Below are 14,572 nucleotides of genomic sequence, written 5' to 3'. Positions count from 1 at the left end.
ATGAGCAAGACCATTCGCCTCACCACCGCACAAGCCCTCACCCTTTTCCTCACCCGCCAGATGACCATGATCGACAGCCGGAAGACGCCGCTCTTCGCCGGTGTCTGGGCGATCTTCGGACACGGCAACGTGGCGGGCCTCGGCGAGGCGCTCTATCAGGTGCGCGAGCAGCTTCCCACCTACCGTGGCCAGAACGAGCAGAGCATGGCGCTCTCGGCCATCGCCTATGCCAAGGCCTCGAACCGCCGCCGCATCATGGCGGCGACCACATCGATCGGCCCCGGCGCCCTCAACATGGTGACCGCCGCTGCCGTGGCGCATGTTGACCGCCTGCCCGTGCTGCTTCTCCCCGGTGACGTGTTCGCAGGCCGCAGGCCCGACCCCGTGCTGCAGCAGGTCGAAGATTTCGGCGACGGCACGGTGAGCGTCAACGACGCCTTCAAGCCGGTGTCACGCTACTTCGACCGCATCATGCGGCCCGAGCAACTGATCCCCGCGCTCAACCGCACCATGTCGGTGCTGACCGATCCCGCCGAATGCGGCCCCGTGACGCTCTCCCTCTGCCAGGACACCCAGGCCGAAGCCTTCGACTATCCGGAAGCCTTCTTCGCCGAACGCGTCTGGTCCTTCCGCCGCCCGCGCCCCGACGAGACGGAACTCGATGCGGCCGTCACCGCCCTCAAGGCGGCGAAGAAGCCGGTGATCATTGCCGGTGGCGGCGTCAACTTCTCGGAAGCAAACGCAACACTTGCCGCCTTCGCCGAGCGTCACGGCATTCCCGTGGTCGAGACGCAAGCCGGCAAATCATCGCTCCCCTTCCTCAACGAATTGAACATGGGGGCGGTGGGCGTCACAGGTACGGCTGCCTCCAACACCGTGAGCGAGGACTCCGACCTCATTCTCGCCGTGGGCACCCGGCTTCAGGATTTCACTACCGCCTCGTGGACGCTGTTCCAGAACCGGGCCAAGACCATCATCGGCCTCAACACGCAAGTTTTCGACGCCACCAAGCACCAGGCCCTGCCGCTGGTGGCCGATGCCCGCGTCGGCCTCGAGGAACTCTCCGCCAATCTCGGCAAGTGGGCGGCCCCCGCCGACTGGACGGCAAAGGCGAAGAAGGCCCGCGCCGACTGGATCACGGTGGCCGACACCTACACCGCCGCCAGCAATGTGGAGCGGCCCTCGGACGCCCAGGTGATCGGCGCGGTGCAGCGGGCGCTCGGCCGCGACGTCATCGGCATGTGCGCCTCGGGCGGCCTGCCGGGCGAGATGCACAAGCTGTGGCAGGCCTCCTTCCCCGGCTCCTACCACATGGAATACGGCTTCTCCTGCATGGGCTACGAGATCGCAGGCGGGCTCGGCATCAAGATGGCCCGCCCCGACAAGGAGGTCGTCGTCATGGTGGGCGACGGCTCCTACATGATGATGAACTCGGAACTCGTCACCGCCGTGATGCTCGGCCAGAAGATCACCGTCGTCCTTCTCGACAACCGCGGCTTCGGCTGCATCAACCGCCTGCAGCATGCAACGGGCGGCGAACGCTTCAACAATCTCTATGACTACAACGTGAAGCAGGAAGTGGCCCCGGCCATCGACTTTGCCGCCCATGCCCGCAGCATGGGTGCGGTTGCCATGAAGGTGAAGTCGCTCGCCGAACTGGAGACTGCCCTCAAGGACACCCGCAGCAGCAAGCAGGTCACCGTGATCGTCATCGACACCGACCCCATGATGTCGACCGATGCGGGCGGCGCCTGGTGGGATGTGGGCGTGCCGGAAGTTTCGACGCGGTCCACCGTCCTTGACGCCAACGCCAAATGGGCCGAAGCACGCGGCAAGCAGACACTCGGATACTGACCAAAGGCCACATCATGCCCTCCAAGCTTCTCGTCAAACCCGCCCGCAAATCCGGCAAGGTGATCTCGATCACGCCCAAGACGGCGAAATGGAAATATGTCGGCCACGATGTCTGGCGGCTTGCGCCCGGCAAGAGCGCCAAGGGCGTGGAAGCGGCGCGGGAAACCTGCATCGTCTTCATCTCCGGCAAGGGCGAGGTGAAGGTGGACGGCAAGAGCCTCGGCGTCATCGGCGAGCGCATGAACGTCTTCGAAGGGAAGCCGTGGAGCGTCTACGTGCCGGCGGGCGGCAAATGGTCGGTGAAGGCGGAGACGGAGTGCGTCATCAACATCTGCACCGCGCCCGCCAAGAAAGGCGGCGAGGCTTTCATCATCGATCCGGCCACGCTCTCGATCGAAACACGCGGCAGCGGCACCAACACGCGCTACGTCTGCAACATCCTGCCCGAGCAGGACAAGCGGGCCCAGAGCCTGCTGGTGGTCGAGGTGATCACGCCCAACGGCTCCACCTCATCCTACCCCTCGCACAAGCACGACAAGAACAACCTGCCGCACGAGTCCCTGCTGGAAGAGACCTACTACCACCGGCTCAATCCGCCGCAGGGCTTCGCCTTCCAGCGCGTCTACACAGACGACCGCAAGCTGGACGAGGCCATGGCGGTGGAGGACGGCGACATCACCATGGTGCCCAAGGGCTATCACCCCTGCGCCACCATCCACGGCTACGACCTCTATTACCTCAATGTGATGGCAGGTCCGGTGCGCACCTGGAAGTTCCATAACCAGAAGGAACACGAGTGGCTGCTGAAGAGGTAAAGGACCCCTCATGCTGAGGTGCATTGCGAAGCAATGCCTCGAAGCATGCGTGGGTGAATTGCCCTTCGAGGCTCGGCTGCGCCTCGCACCTCAGGGTGAAGTAATCACCACCCGAAATCGGTCGCGATGAAATCGGGCGCGGGGTGAAGCTCCGGCTCATCCACCCCGGCACTCACGCCCTGCTGCACGAGCAGCGTTGAAAGCCCTGCGGCGCGGCCCCCCGCCACATCGTGTTCGGCGCTGTCGCCGATGCAGAGCACCCGCTTGGGATGGCCCAGGATTTCGAGAGAATGCCGGTAGATGCCGGGATGGGGCTTGCCGATCCACGTCACCTTGCCGCCCATCGATTCATAGAGCGCCGCGATGGCGCCGGGTGCCGGCTGCAGGCCAGAGGGCGTGATCATCCACTTGTCGGGATTGCAGCAGAAGGCAGGGAGCGACACGCCTTCGAACATGGCGCGATACTGATCGAGCGAGACCCGCGGCGCATTGGAGCCGAGAATCAGCATCACCTCCGCCTCCTGCGGGCTGGCAACGAAGCGGATGGGATCAAATGCGTAGTCCTCGCCATCCTTGCCCACGAGCCATGCCGTCTTCACATCGAGCGCCTGGAAGGCGACCTCGCCCGAGCTGACGCAGGCGAGAAAATGATCGCGCGGGATTCCCATGCGCACCACGCGGCGTGTGTTCGGGGCAGCGCGCTTGCCCGAATTGGTCATGACGATGACGGGAATCTTCAGGGCATGAAGTTCGGCCAGCGCCTTGGCGGCACCGGGATAGAGGTTCTGGCCGTCGTGGATCACGCCGAACTGGTCGATCAGCATGGCATCGAAGTCGCGCGCGATCTCGGAGAGGCCGCTGATCCTACGCGTCATGGCCGATGCCCCGCCATGCCAGCCGCGCCGTGCCCATGGCGGCATGCTCGCTCTCCGGCTCCTTCGCCGGAACGCCGAGCGCCCGGAGACGCATCATGGTCCACTTCTCGTTCGCGGCTCCGCCACCGACACTGCGGATCGAGGCAAGCGGCGAAGCGCCAAGCTCCGCCAGCTTGCGATAGGCCAGGGCCTCCACCGCGGCGATGCCCTCGAGCAGGCCTTGCAGGAAGAGATGATCCTGCGGCGGGCGGGGCGTGAGGCGCGGCGCGAAGGCGGGATCGTTGATGGGGAAGCGCTCACCCGGGCGCGACAGGGGATAATAGTCGAGGCCCGTCGGCACAGCCGGGTCCATGAGGGCGGTGAGCCGCGCGATCTCCTCACGATTGAAGAAAGAGGCGAGCACGCCGCCCCCGGTGTTCGAGGCGCCGCCCGCCAGCCACTGGTCGCCGATGCGATGGCTGTAGATGCCGAACTGCGGCGCGAAGACGGGCGTGGCCGAGAGTACCTTGATGGTGAGCGTGGTGCCCAGCGACGAGACGCCATCGCCTGCATCGCGCGCCCCGCTCGCAAGGAAGGCGGCACAGCCATCCGTGGTGCCGGCGACGACGGCGACATCCGCGGGCAAACCGAACTGCTTTGCCATCGCGGGCAGGATCGCGCCGACATGGGCCCCCGCAGGCACTACCTTGGGAAAGCGCGAGACATCGAAGCCGGTGCCGGCAATCCACGCGGGCCAGGTGCGCTGCACCGGATCGTAGCCCGACTTCAGCGCGTTGTTTTCATCCGAAACGTCGAAGCGGCCACACAACTTGCCCACAAGCCAATCCGCCTGGTGGAGGATGCGGGGCGCCTTCGCTTCCATCATCAGGGCGCGGGCGAGCGGCGAGGTCGAGCCCAGTGCCGCCGTCTCGGCCGGCGCCACCTGCTGGATCGCCTTCACCGCAGCGGCCTCGGCCACGTCGTTGTACATGGAGGCAAGGCCGAGCGGCGCGCCATCCACATCGCAGGGCAGGATCGTGCCCGAGGTGCCGTCGATGGCAAGCGAGAGCACCCGCAGGCCATCCAGCTTCAATCCGGCAAAGGCCGCGACAAGCGCCTCCCACCAGATCGCCGAATCCTGCAGGGCACGCCCGAAATCCACGAGCGGTGCCGCCATGGCCGCCTGCGACATGGCGAGCAGCGCGCCATCGCGTCCGCGCGCCGCGATGCGCACGCCGGATGTGCCGATATCGATGCCGAGTGCCGCGTCCTGGGTCATGTCCACATCCGCATACGAAGAAGGTTTACAAGACGATCATTTGAAGGCGAGCAGCTGGGCTGCCGTGGCCTCGTCGGTCAACAGGCGGTTGGCATAGCCCGCCACAAGCGCCCCGTGAATGACGCCCACCTTGGCCTTGCCGCCGGAGACGAGAATGGTGTCGGGCACGGTCTTCAGGTGAAGCGGCGGCAAGCCCACGGCGCGGGAATTGAGGGGATGGTCGATCACCTCGCCTGCGGTATTGATCCAGTGCGAGCAGAGGTCGCCCACCGCACCCGCCGCCCGCAGGCTCTGCGCTTCCTCCTCGGTGATCAGGTTGAGCGCCGTCATGGTGTTGGCATTGGCAAGGTCACCCACCGACAGGAAGGCGAGATCGACATTGCAGCCGCGCTCGAAGACTTCGCGCAACATCGGCTGCTTCATCAGGATGTCGCGGCTTTCGGCCGAGTCGGTGAAGGCTGGTCCGGCGAAGTAATAGCACTGGCCGCCGACGATATCGGCGAGATGCGAGGCGGTTTCATGGGGGTTCACTGCGGAGGACTGGGTGAGTCCGCCGATCAGCGAGACAACCGAGAGCCTGCGGTAGGAATGCCGCGGCACCGAGGCGAGCGACAGGCGCAGGGTGCGGCCCCAGCCCACGCCCACCGACATGCCATCGTGGAGATGCTGCGAGAGATAATGCCCCGCTGCCGCCGCGATCACATGGCGGAGCTGGCTTGCCTCCGCAGGCGGCGGAACGACGACCGCATCCTTGAGACCGTAGCGCGCCACCAGCGCATGCTCGAAGGCGACACACGAAGCGAGCCGGCCCGTCACCTGGATCTGAACGAGGCCCTGCTCGCGGGCCTGGGCAAGAAGGCGGTTCACCCGCTGGCGGGTCAGGCCCAGCTTCTTGGCGATCTGCGCCTGGGTGCTGTTGCCGATGAAATAGAGCCAGGCGGCGCGGGTGGCGAGCTGCTCCTCGCGGTCGGCTTCGCGGAGGTCGCTCCCAATGTCCGGTGTCGAGGCCCGATGGCCTGTGCCGGCAACTGACTCTGGGAGGCCTTCTGTCATCAGCATCAATTCATGTGGAACGTGGACCAGGGCGGATCGAGCGGGGTGTTGTTGGTGAGACAATCGAGAAGGGCCGAGGTGAGCGGCACACGCTGTTGGGAGAGCGTGCCTGCTTTCATCATGGCGCGGAGCGACGTTGCCACCGAGCGGCCGAGTTCGGCGCCTTCGATCGTATCCTCGCGCATCGGGCCGGCCTTGACCTCGCCATAGGTGAGGCCACGGCCCAGATGATTGCCGAGGCGGGAATTGCGGCCGGCCTGACAGGTGACATAGAGATCGCCCGTGCCCGGCATGCCCCAGACGCTCTCGGCGCCACCGCCGAGGGCCCGCGTCAGTTCCATCATCTCGCGCACCGCCTGGTCGAAGAGGATGGCGGCGGCATTGTTGTTGCGGGCCTTGTTCTCGGACTCGGGCAGAACCTCGAGCTTGCCGTGGGCCCAGCCCACCGAGATGGCGAAGAAGTTCTTGAAGGCGGCACAGACCTCGACCCCGATCATGTCGGTGGAGACGCGGGGGTGATAGTACTCGGTGACGAAGTTCTCGGCGAAGAACTGCGCCAGCTTCGGATCACGCGAGACGATGACGGTGCCCGTCTGCCGCCTGACGGCAAGTTCGCCCGCAATGCAGGGACCGCCGATCGCCGCCACGGGAACCTTGAAGCCGAGGCGCTTTTCCAGCGCTGCCTGCACCACATCCGGGAAGGCCGCAAGCGTTGCTTCCTGTGGCGACATGCCCTTGGTGATCATGATCACCGGAATGGGTTTCTTCAGCACGCCCGCGAGCTTGTCGATTGCCCACTCAACACCCGCCGAGGCAACGCCGAGCAGGATGAAATCCGTATCGTCCCCCACCGCCTTGCCGAAGTCCTCGTGATGGAAGGCGGCAATGCCCTTGGGCAGCGTCACGTTGAGCTTGGGATGAAGACCCGTCGCGGCCACACTGTCGATGATGGCGCGGTCGATATGGGTGCCGACGAGGCGCACCCTCATGCCACGGTCGGCGAAGGGCAGAACCATCGCCGAACCCATGACTCCGGCGCCGAGAATGGTGGCAGTGAGGCTCACAGCACCTTGCCCGTGTCAGCATCGAAGAGGTGGACGCGGTCGAGGCGGGGTGCCAGACCCACCATCTCGCCGCGCTTCAGCTCGGCACGGCTCCGCAGCACGGCGCAGACTTCTTCTTCGCCGAGATCGCCATAGAGATGGAGCTCAGGCCCGGTGGGCTCCGTGACCGAGAGCATGATGTCGAAACCCTTGCCGAGTTCGAGATCTTCGGGGCGGATGCCGTAGACGACCTCCTGCCCTTCCTTAGCGCGGGCATCCTTGGGTGGCAGCGGCAGGCGCGCACCATTGGCGGCAACGACGGCACCCTTGTTCACCTTGCCCTTGATCAGGTTCATGGCGGGAGAGCCGATGAACGAAGCGACGAACAGATTGGCGGGATGATCGTAGACCTCCAGCGGCGAGCCTTCCTGCTCGATGATGCCGTCCCGCAGGATGACGATCTTGTCGGCCATGGTCATGGCCTCGATCTGGTCGTGCGTCACGTAGACGGTCGTGGTCTTCAGGCGCTCGTGCAGTTCCTTGATCTCGGTGCGCATCTGCACGCGCAGCTTGGCGTCGAGGTTGGAGAGCGGCTCGTCGAAGAGGAAGACGGACGGATTGCGCACGATGGCGCGGCCCATGGCGACGCGCTGGCGCTGGCCGCCCGAAAGCTCGCGCGGGAAGCGGGCCATGTAGGGCTCGAGGTTGAGGATCTTCGCGGCCCAGGCGGTCTTCTCGTCGATCTCGCTCTGCGGGCGCTTGGCCAGCTTGAGCGAGAAGCTCATGTTGTCCTTCACGTTCATGTGGGCATAGAGCGCGTAGTTCTGGAAGACCATGGCGATGTCACGGTCCTTCGGATGCTCGTCGTTCACCCGGCGGCCGCCGATCTCGATATCGCCCGAGGTGATCGATTCAAGGCCGGCGATCGAGCGGAGCAGCGTGGACTTGCCGCAGCCCGAAGGCCCCAGCAGAACGACGAAGCTGCCGTCGGGAATGTCGAGGTCGACCCCATGGATCACCTCCACGGCACCGTAGTTCTTCCGGATGTTGCGTAATGTGACTGATGCCATTGGTTGCGGTCCCTACTGCGGATCGTGAGAGAGGAATTCGTCGAGGAGGCCTGCATCATCCGCAAGGTCGAGGAAGGACCAGCGGTTGCGGATGTCACGGGCGTGTTTCATGGCCTCGCGCCACAAGGGCAGCGGCAGGCCGAGTTCGGTTGCGGAAGTGGGGCCGCCCGCCTCGCGCATCATGCGGGTGAGCTCCTCGGGCGCGATCATCATCGCCTTCAGCTCCTCGCGAAGCTGGGGCCAGAGGTCGGAAATGCGGCGGTTGAAGGCGGCGGCCCTCGTCTCGTCGAAGGATTTCTTCTTCGCTTCGGAGAACATCATGCGGCCGATGCTCTCGCCATAGCGGCGGACGAAATCGGTTTCGGAAATCTGCGTCGGCTTGATCTGCGGCGCCTTGTCGAGGGAGAGCATGAATTGATGCAGGCGGGCGAGCGTGATCGAGGCAACACCCACCTGCTGGCCATGGGTCGTGCCGGGATGGGCCTTGCCGGCGAACATGTCGATCCAGTGGGAGATCTGGTGCTCGCCCATGGAGCCCGAATGCGACGAACCCACGATGTTGTTGCCGAAGCTTGCCAGCACCAGCACACGGTAGAGATAGCCATTGGCCTCGATCGATCCCGCGCGATAGCCGGGCGCAGTCTTGATCATCAGTTCCTCGTCCTTTTCCACGTGGAAGAGGTCGAAGGGTGTTTGCGTATAGGCGGTGTCGAGCAGGCGGTGCGAGGCCCACCAATCCACCTGCGCCACGGGGCGCACGATGGAATCGCCGAAGCCTGCAGCCGGAAGCCACGGCGGGGCAGCGGCGTTGACGGCGAGATCGACGAAGACGGCGCGCGGCGCATGAGCCGAGACGCTGGTCTTGTAGCCGTTGGCGAGCGTCACCGAGGCGGTGCCGGCGCCATAGCCGTTCATCGAACCCGCTGTCGCGAAGCTTACGTATTTGCGGCCATCCTTGAAGGTGGCGTATTTCACCGTGTCGGAGAGCGAGCCCGAGCCCACAACGACGCAGCCGTCACAGTGGCGCGTCTTCTCCTGCATCAGCGCGATCGTCGGCTCGTCACAGTGGGTGTCGCCGGGGAAGACGATTTCCTCGACGCTGGCCCAGCCGCGCAATTCCTTGGCGACGCGGCGGCCCATGGCCTCGACCGTGTTGGTGTCGGAGACCACCGCAAGCTTGCGGCCGATGTTCATGGGAGCGACGAGATCAGCGGCTCCGCCATCGAGGCTTTCCTCGATGCGGATCGTCTCGAACGGCACCTCGCAACGCTTGCCCGTGGCGGGATCACGCCATGCGCCGGAGATGACCTCGCGGATCAGGCTGTTCCAGTCGGTCTTGCCGGTCAGGGATTTTGGCGGCGCAGCGTTCATCAGCCCTGCCTCCGGGCAAAGTCCTGCAGCTTCGCGTTCCAGCCCGAGACCTGCGGCCAGAGTTCCTGATAGATCGAGAGAAGCTCGGCATAGGCCTTCGATTCCTTCGTCCGTGGACGGAAGGTCTTGGTGGGCTTGCCGCTCATCGCCGCCGCAGCGGCAGGCAGGGTCTTGTACCAGCCGGCACCCTTGGCCGCCGCCATCGCGGCACCGAGCGCGGAGGCTTCCGGCGTTTCCAGGCGCTTCACGTCACGGCCCGAGGCATCGGCCACGATCTGGCACCAGAGGTCGGATTTGGAGCCGCCGCCCACGATGGCGAAGTGGTCGATGGGGCTCGTCACCGCCGCCACGCGGTTGGTCATCATCGCCTGTTCAAGTGCGATGCCTTCCATGAGGGCGCGATAGAGGTCTGCACGGGTGTGGCTGCCGGAAAGGCCGGCAAAGATGCCGCGGCCATCGGTATCCCAATAGGGCGTCATGATGCCGGAGAAGTAGGGCAGCAACACGAGCCCGCGCGAGCCGATGGGCACGGCCTTCGCTTCCGTTTCAAGCTCGGCAAGGATCTTCGGGTTCTTGGCCGGGTTCTGGTGGAAGACGCGCTCGACGAGCCAGGTCACCAGATAGGTGCCGGTGCGGATTGCGGTTTCATAGGAGAAGCCCGTCTCGCCCACGGCGGCGAGGCTGCGGAAGGAGAGATCGACGGCGTAGTCCTCACCATAGCTGCCGGAGACGGCGGCCGTGCCGAGATTGAGATAGGCGCGGCCCTTGAGGAAGGTGTTGGCACCGGCGCCGGCACATTGTCCGTCGCCACCGCCCGCCACCACGGGCGTTCCCGCCTTGAGGCCGGTGCGCTTGGCGGTCTCTGCCGTCACGAGGCCCATGACGTCGCCCGAAGGCACGAGCACAGGCAGCATGTCGCGGCGGATCTTGCTCGCCGCCATGATGGTCTCGGACCAGTCATAGGTGCGGGCATCGAGAAGCCCCATGGGGCTGGCCGAGGAAACGGAGGTCTTCCATTCGCCTGTGAGGAAATGGGCAATAACGCCATGCACCTCGGCGGTCTTCACCGTCTTGCTCCACACCTTGGGCTCATGCTTCGAGAACCAGCGGCAGCGGGTGCGGCAGGGTGTGACGTCGTTGGGAATGCCGGAGATGTCGTGCAGGCGGTCTGCGCCCACTTCGGCGGCAATCTCCTTCACCTCCACATGGGCGCGTTCGTCGAGCCAGAGCGTGCCGGGGCGGAGCGCGCGGCCTGCCGCATCGAACTGGGCAAAGCTTTCGCGCTGGTTGGAGATCGAGACCGCGGCGATGCGGTCCTTTGAAATCTTCTTGGTCAGTTGCTTGAGCGCGGTCGCGACAGAGCCCGTCCAGTCCGCCACGTCCTGCTCGAACCAGCCCATCTTGGGGTTGGAGAGCGGCACACCGGCGCGGCCTTCCGCGACAATGCGGCCGCGCTTGTCAAAGGCGATGGCCTTTGTCGCGGTCGTGGACTGGTCGATACCGATGACGAGATCGGGCTTCATGGGTCTTTCGGGTCCGGGTCAGGTTGCGCGTCACGCGGGGCTTGCGCCGCCGTGCACGCGATGGATGGATCGCATGATGACCGGCAAAGGACCGGGGGCGGTATCCTTGCGCCAGTGCAGGAGAAACCTTCCCCCTTGCGGGGGAAGGTTCCGTTTGTGCGTGTCTTAGAGGCCTGCTTCCGCGACCGCTGCGTCGATTGCCGAGGCAATCGTGTCCATGCACTTCTTGGCGTCGCCGCCGAAGTCCTGGCCCGTGAGCAGCTTGCCGAGGTTCACCGGGATCTCGTTGTTCGAGAAACCGGCCCACAGCGGCATGTCGGGTTCGGACGCCATGTCGTTGTCGATGATTTCCTTCACGACAGGCAGGTGGCGCGTCGTGCCGGGGCCGACAACTTCCTTGGCCTTCACGCGCGGATCGGCGAAGGACGACAGGCGCATCGGGGCGAAACCGCCGCCCAGCGTGCAACGCGTCATGATGTCCTTCGAACAGGCCCACTGCATGAAGATCCAGGCGGCGTCGAGGTTCTTGGAGTACTTCGACAGGCCGAGGATCGAACCGCCCTGGTGACCGGCATTCGGGATTTCACCGAAACCGGCTTCCGCAGGCGTGCGGTACTTCGGACCGCGGATCGGGCGCTTGGCTTCCCAGAGGCCCTTGACCTTCGAGTCGGCAGCATCCCAGCCGGGGAAGAACTCGTCCCAGGAGTTGATGAGGGCGACCTGGCCGGACGCGCCCATCTGCCACTGGCCGTCCCACGTCGAGTTGGTGGACTCGGGCGGAGCGTTCTTGAGCAGTTCCTGGTAGTACTGGAGGCCGGCGATGCCGGCTTCGTCGTTGCCCTTGAACTTCTTGTCGGGTCCGAAGATCGAGCCGCCGGCGTTCCAGACCACCTGGGTCCAGTCGCATTCCAGCGAGTAGTGGCCCGACTTGGCCTGGAGGCCCGTGCCGTACATGCCGTTGGCCTTTTCGGCTTCCGTGATCAGCTTCACCGCAGCCATGAATTCTTCCGGCGTGTTCGGCGGAGCGATCTTGTGCTTTTCCAGGATGTCCTTGCGGTACATCGTGGTCATGATCGGAATGTCGAAGGGAATGCCGGCCCAGTGGCCGTCATACATGGCAAGGCCTTCGACCAGCGGCTTGGAGAAGTCGTCCCAGTCCATGCCGGGCATGGCGAGGTCGGGCTTGTCCTTGTAGTAGGCGATCGGATCGACGGTGTCCTGGGCGAAGGTGGCAACCCACGACTGGTCGAGATAGTAGAGGTCGTAGGAACCGAGCTGGCCCTGCACGTCCTGGGTCGCCTTGGCGAGCACCTGTTCGAGCGGAACGATTTCGATTTCGACTTCGATGCCGGTGGCTTCGGTGAATTCACCCTTCAGCTTGTCGAGCACGACGGTCGGCGGCGTTGCTTCCGAGGTGTAGCGGATCTTGGTGCCCTTGAACGGGCCCGAGACGTCCTTCAGCCACTTGGTGATGTCGGCATCCTGCGCCATGGCTTCTTCGCCGAGCGTGATGCCGCGGTCGCGGCGCACGTTGCCGAGAAGGCCGAGGTTGAAGGCCGAGAAGCCGACGCCGGCCATCGCGGTCTTCTTCAGGAAGTCGCGCTTCGAGATGCGGCGGGCTGCGAAGTCACGCGCAGCGTCCGCAATGAAGGTCTTCTTGTCGTGATCTCTAAAACTCATGAATTTCCTCCCATTCAGTCTAGAGCAGTGGTTCAGTTCAGGTTCTCGTTCAGGGCCTACTCTTTCAGGGATCCAAGAGTGAGGCCGCGAACCAGATGGCGTTGCACCAGCAGGATGAAGATGAAGCTCGGAATGACGGCGGCTGTGCCCAGCGCCGTGATGAAGCCCCACTCGTTGCCGGTGGAAGTGACGAAGGTCTGGATCTTGACGGGGATGGCGCGGATCTGCGTCGTCAGGAAGAGCGACAGCAGGAATTCCGTCCAGGCGAAGATGAAGCAGAGCACGGCGGCGGCGGCGACACCGCCCTTCACCATGGGCAGCACCACCTTCGAGAAGCTCTGCCAGCGGGTGGCGCCGTCGATCATGGCGGCCTGGTCGACGTCATGCGGCACGTCGTCGAAGAACGACTTGAGCAGCAGAAGCGCAATCGGCAGGTTCATCAGCGCGTAAATGAGGATGATGCCGACATAGCCCAGAACGAGGTTCTGGTTGTCGCGCATGCCGAGCCCGGCATAGATCGTCACCATGGGAACGAGAATTGCGATGGGCGGCATGAAGCGCTGGCCCAGCACCCAGTTGAGGAAGGAATCGCGGCCCCTGAAGCGCATGCGCGAGAGCGCATAGGCGGCGAGCACCGCCACGATCATGGTGATCGCCGTCGAGCCCACCGAGATGATGATGGAATCGAGAATGGACTGGCGCGAGTCATAGGAACTGGAACCGGCGACACCCATGCCGAGGCCATCGTCGATCGCGAGCTGCGAGCGCGACATGCCGAAAAGCGTCACGCCGTAGTTGATCAGCGTCGGCTTGAAGTCGAACCAGACGACACGGTCCTTGTCGAAGACCGCCGAGATCGGCTTGATCGAGGTGAGCGCCCACCAGAAGATGGGGAACATGAAGAGGCCGGTGACCAGGATGGCCGCCGCATCGCGAACGAACTGCCAGCGCTTCGAGAGTTCCATCAGAGCTTCACCTTGAAGATGCGCATGAACGCCGTGGAGGCGATGATCACGAGAATGAGGGTGAGGAGCGAAATCGTGGAGGCGTAGGGGAAGTCGGCATTGCCGAAATAGATGCGCCCCGCATAGCTGGTCATGGTTTCTGTGGCCGTGCCGGGACCTGAGTCCGTCATCACCTTCACGTAGTCGAAGGCGCGCATCAGGTCGATGCCGCGGATCAGCACGGCGATGGCGATCACCTTGCTCATCATCGGCAGGGTCAGCTTGAAGAAGGCCTGCACCGGCGTCGCGCCGTCGATGGCCGCCGCCTCGAAGGGTTCCTTCGGCAGCGAGCGAAGTCCGGCCAACATGATCAGCACCATGAAGGGCGTCCACTGCCAGATTTCGGCGAGGAGCACGCCGGCCATGGCGGTGGAGGAATCGCCCAGGATCGGGAAGCCCGGCGGAATGAAGCCGAGGGCGACGAGCCCGCGGGCCAGCACCCCGAAGGAGCCGTTCAGCATCAGGAGGAACATCATCGCCGTGACCGAGGGCGGGATCACCAGCGGCAGGGTCATGAGGGCGCGCATCAGGGCATAGCCCTTGCGGTCGGAATCGAGCAGCAGCGCGATCAGCATGCCGAGCACGAGCTGGAAGAAGAGCGCGATGCCAGTATACATCAGCGTGTTGAAGAGGGCGTTCCAGACGCGCTCGTCGAGGAACACCTTGCCCCAGTTGAAGTCGGGCGCGAAGATGAGCTTACGGGTGGCGGCGTTCTTCTTGTAGAGCGAGGTCTCCACCGCCTTGTAGAGCGGGTAGAGGCCGAACACGACCATCAGCGCCCCGGCCGGAAAGAGCCAGGGGAAAGGATGTTCACTTGTCAGCCAACGTGGCAACCACGGGCGCCTTGCTGATGCCGCCTGCCCCACTCCCATGTCCTTCCTGTTATCATTGGAGCCGGTATCGAGACCGGCCCTGAACTTTTGTAAAGTTGAAATTACATTTGTATTGGGGACACTAGAATCGCCCGCTCGCGCCTGTCAACATGTCGGCCGAAAGTGATCTCGCACTGCAACAGGCTGGCGCGAT

Annotated in this window: 12 protein-coding genes; 2 read left to right on the top strand and 10 right to left on the bottom strand. The window is 64.4% G+C overall.

Features of this window, described 5'->3' with window-relative positions; translation table 11 throughout:
* Both iolD and iolB read left to right on the top strand, forming a co-directional pair.
* Positions 1–1,854 (top strand): 3D-(3,5/4)-trihydroxycyclohexane-1,2-dione acylhydrolase (decyclizing), encoded by a 1,854-nt coding sequence (gene iolD, locus QM801_RS18650; RefSeq protein ID WP_415020709.1) that lies wholly within the window; start codon positions 1–3, stop codon positions 1,852–1,854.
* Positions 1,855–1,868: 14 nt separating this feature from the next.
* Positions 1,869–2,669, top strand: a complete 801-nt coding sequence (iolB, locus tag QM801_RS18645; RefSeq protein ID WP_415020708.1) for a 5-deoxy-glucuronate isomerase — start codon at positions 1,869–1,871, stop codon at positions 2,667–2,669.
* A gap of 104 nt (positions 2,670–2,773) precedes the next feature.
* Here the strand turns inward: iolB and QM801_RS18640 are convergent, their stop codons facing one another.
* The 10 genes from QM801_RS18640 to QM801_RS18595 form a co-directional block, all read right to left on the bottom strand.
* A complete protein-coding gene (locus tag QM801_RS18640) occupies positions 2,774–3,544 on the bottom strand; it encodes a TIGR01459 family HAD-type hydrolase (protein WP_415020707.1) in 771 nt (256 codons plus the stop codon).
* Positions 3,534–4,802 carry an FGGY-family carbohydrate kinase gene (locus tag QM801_RS18635; protein ID WP_415020706.1) on the bottom strand — a complete coding sequence of 423 codons (1,269 nt, stop codon included), beginning with the start codon at positions 4,800–4,802 and terminating at the stop codon, positions 3,534–3,536. The genes QM801_RS18640 and QM801_RS18635 overlap by 11 nt, the downstream gene beginning before the upstream one ends.
* Before the next feature lie 36 nt (positions 4,803–4,838).
* Positions 4,839–5,855: a sugar-binding transcriptional regulator gene (locus tag QM801_RS18630; RefSeq protein ID WP_415020705.1), complete on the bottom strand. Its 1,017-nt coding sequence runs from the start codon at positions 5,853–5,855 to the stop codon at positions 4,839–4,841.
* A 5-nt stretch (positions 5,856–5,860) separates the two neighbouring features.
* Entirely contained in the window at positions 5,861–6,919 is a 1,059-nt protein-coding gene (locus QM801_RS18625) for a hypothetical protein (RefSeq protein WP_415020704.1), read from the bottom strand.
* The gene (locus tag QM801_RS18620) at positions 6,916–7,968 is read right to left on the bottom strand and encodes an ABC transporter ATP-binding protein (protein WP_415020703.1); all 1,053 of its coding nucleotides are present in this window, start codon (positions 7,966–7,968) and stop codon (positions 6,916–6,918) included. The genes QM801_RS18625 and QM801_RS18620 overlap by 4 nt, the downstream gene beginning before the upstream one ends.
* Positions 7,969–7,980: 12 nt before the next feature.
* Complete coding sequence (locus QM801_RS18615) at positions 7,981–9,339, bottom strand: iron-containing alcohol dehydrogenase (RefSeq protein ID WP_415020702.1); 1,359 nt, start codon at positions 9,337–9,339, stop codon at positions 7,981–7,983.
* Positions 9,339–10,862: a xylulokinase gene (locus QM801_RS18610; RefSeq protein ID WP_415020701.1), complete on the bottom strand. Its 1,524-nt coding sequence runs from the start codon at positions 10,860–10,862 to the stop codon at positions 9,339–9,341. The genes QM801_RS18615 and QM801_RS18610 overlap by 1 nt, the downstream gene beginning before the upstream one ends.
* A gap of 165 nt (positions 10,863–11,027) precedes the next feature.
* A complete protein-coding gene (locus QM801_RS18605) occupies positions 11,028–12,542 on the bottom strand; it encodes an ABC transporter substrate-binding protein (RefSeq protein WP_415020700.1) in 1,515 nt (504 codons plus the stop codon).
* A gap of 56 nt (positions 12,543–12,598) precedes the next feature.
* Entirely contained in the window at positions 12,599–13,507 is a 909-nt protein-coding gene (locus tag QM801_RS18600; protein WP_415020699.1) for a carbohydrate ABC transporter permease, read from the bottom strand.
* A complete protein-coding gene (locus tag QM801_RS18595) occupies positions 13,507–14,319 on the bottom strand; it encodes a carbohydrate ABC transporter permease (RefSeq protein WP_415020698.1) in 813 nt (270 codons plus the stop codon). Before QM801_RS18595 ends, QM801_RS18600 begins: the two co-directional genes overlap by 1 nt.
* Positions 14,320–14,572 lie beyond the last annotated feature (253 nt).

The organism is Aestuariivirga sp. (assembly GCF_047600585.1).
Taxonomy (GTDB): domain Bacteria; phylum Pseudomonadota; class Alphaproteobacteria; order Rhizobiales; family Aestuariivirgaceae; genus Aestuariivirga.
This window is presented reverse-complemented; position numbering and strand designations above follow the sequence as displayed.